The sequence below is a fragment of the Paraburkholderia sp. RL17-381-BIF-C genome, assembly GCF_046026435.1.
Lineage (GTDB): Bacteria > Pseudomonadota > Gammaproteobacteria > Burkholderiales > Burkholderiaceae > Paraburkholderia.
This window is the reverse complement of record NZ_JARESX010000176.1, coordinates 1-1,566: the sequence shown is the minus strand read 5'-3', so window position 1 is coordinate 1,566 and position 1,566 is coordinate 1. Positions and strand designations below refer to the sequence as shown.

Sequence of the window (1,566 nt, the reverse complement as noted above, 5' to 3'; positions counted from 1 at the left end):
GCGTTGATGGTGCCGAAGCTCTGGTCAAGCGTGGTGCGCAGGACACCCTTGTCGATGAGATCGGAGACATCGTTAAGCAGATGGTTCTGCGCGATCATGTCCGGTGTCTGGAACGTCGAGCGCGTGAACATCAGCTCCCAGTGAATCGATACGGCCTTGGCCTTGAACACGGCAATGTTGAATTCCGCCGGATCGTCAATCAGGCTAAAGCGGCCCTGAGGCGCGATGAGGTCCGCCACGTCCTTGTAGTGCTGGTCGGTCGCAGTGAGGCTCGCGACAAGGCCGACGGGATCCAGCTTGAGCGCTGCGATCTGCTCCTTGAGCGGCTTCGCGTGATCGATCACGGCATGGGCGCCCAGATCGAGACACCATTGCTGCGACTCCGGCCGCGTGGCCGTCGCAACCACGGTCAGCCCGGTCAGCCGGCGCGCGAGCTGGATCAGGATCGAACCGACACCGCCTGCACCACCAATCACCAGAAGTGTGCGGGGGTCGTGCTGCTTGCCTGGCACCGCGCCCAACCGGTCGAACAGCAGTTCCCAGGCGGTGATCGAGGTCAGTGGCAACGCCGCGGCCTGTGCAAAGGACAGTGTCCGGGGCTTTTTCCCGACGATCCGCTCGTCGACCAGGTGGAACTCGGAATTCGTTCCCTGACGCTGGTTCGAGCCCGCGTAGAAGACTTCATCGCCCGGCCTGAACAGGGTGACATCGGGACCCACCGCGTCAACGACGCCGGCGGCGTCAAATCCGAGAATCCTGTATTCGCCTTGTGGCGGTTCAGCGCGCTTGCGAACCTTGGTGTCCACGGGATTGACCGAGATTGCCTTGACGGCGACCCTGATGTCGCGACCCGTCGGCTCGGGCTTGCTGGCCTCGAAATCGACGAGCGATTCTGCTGCGTCAATGGGCAACGACTTCTGGTATCCAACAGCTTTCATGCCTTCATCTCCATTCGAGCGGCGATTGCCGCCATTTTCTGTTAGAGGATGCGTGTTCCAGGATCACACTGCGCCGCCAAGGGGCGACAGCGTGCCGTAGGAGCGCGAGCAGTAGACAAGAGGATGCTCTGCGCCCGATACGATCTCGTCCACGCGTCCGATCAGCAGCACGTGCGAGGCGATGGAGCGGGCTTCGACGAGTTCGCAGTCGAATGCTGCCACCGCACCTTCGAGGTAACGTTGCGTCTCACCCGGCGCGCGGATCCAGCGGGCTTCAGCCAGATCGTAAGGCCGGCCCGTGCGCGGGCGTCCTGAGAAACGTTCGGAATGCTCGACCTGTTCGGCCGACAGCACGTTGATCACAAAGCGTTGATGTTCCGAGACTGCCCTGTAAAGAGGACTGCTTGCCTTCACGGCAACCAGCACCATCGGTGGGTCCGCAGACACGGAGATGAACGTGCCCACCGTCAGCGCAATGCGCTCGTCGGGCGCGCCCGCCACAACGACCGCGACGCTGAGCGGTACCCGGCTCATTGCCGACAGGAACTGGTCGCGCAGGACGGTAGCATCGCTGGTCGCAGGCGACGATGCGTCAGATGCCATGGCAGGATGCCTCCTTTTGAATAGT

General features: G+C 62.4%; 2 protein-coding genes. Both read right to left on the bottom strand.

Going from position 1 to position 1,566, the window contains the following annotated elements:
* A partial coding sequence (locus tag P0D70_RS36505) for a zinc-binding alcohol dehydrogenase family protein (RefSeq protein WP_408188096.1) occupies positions 1-911 on the bottom strand: 911 nt, incomplete at its 3' end.
* A gap of 90 nt (positions 912-1,001) precedes the next feature.
* Complete coding sequence (locus P0D70_RS36500) at positions 1,002-1,541, bottom strand: flavin reductase family protein (protein WP_408188095.1); 540 nt, start codon at positions 1,539-1,541, stop codon at positions 1,002-1,004.
* Positions 1,542-1,566 lie beyond the last annotated feature (25 nt).